The following is a 575-nucleotide window of genomic DNA, read 5'->3' as shown; positions in this document are numbered from 1 at the left end:
AAGGCTTTACACATAAGCAAGCAGCTAAAATCAGGCAGGATGAAGCCATACCTGTATTAGATGAGATTAAAAAAATGCTGGATGATGTTGTGTTAAAAACACCGCCGCAATCAAAGCTTGGAAAAGCGATTGCTTATAGCTTGAATAACTGGCCACAGTTGACAAGATATACGGGAGTATTGAAATAACTGTGTAAATTCTTTCATAGGTTATAATGGTTAAAACGTATAATCTAAGGACGAAAGATGAAAAACAAAGAACAAAACAAAGCATTAGATCAAGCGCTTGATCTCATTGTCGAATCAGGTGCTGATTTATCCAATCTATTTAAATCAGATGGCGTATTGAAGCAATTAACCAAAGGTCTGGTTGAACGTGCTTTACAAGGTGAACTAAAGGCGCATCTTGGTTATGACAGGCATGAACGTAGCGATTCTGCTAATGCACGTAACGGCACGGCACGAAAAAGCGTAATAACAGAAGATGGCCTATTGGAAATTGATGTGCCTCGTGATCGCTCAGGTGAATTTGATCCTGTACTTGTTCCCAAGCGAAGCACGCGGATTGAAGGTTTG

General features: G+C 39.8%; 2 protein-coding genes. Both read left to right on the top strand.

Annotation, left to right across the window (positions count from 1 at the left end; translation table 11 throughout):
• Positions 1–188: IS66 family transposase (locus DNK84_RS13485; RefSeq protein WP_162902495.1), on the top strand; the 188-nt coding region annotated here is incomplete at its 5' end.
• A 57-nt stretch (positions 189–245) separates the two neighbouring features.
• The coding region (locus tag DNK84_RS13480) for a transposase (RefSeq protein WP_208123235.1) at positions 246–575 on the top strand (330 nt) is incomplete at its 3' end.

The sequence above is a fragment of the Facilibium subflavum genome (assembly GCF_003574485.1).
GTDB lineage: Bacteria > Pseudomonadota > Gammaproteobacteria > Francisellales > Francisellaceae > Facilibium > Facilibium subflavum.
The sequence above is the reverse complement of the archived record's forward strand: the minus strand, read 5'-3'. Positions and strand labels throughout refer to the sequence as shown.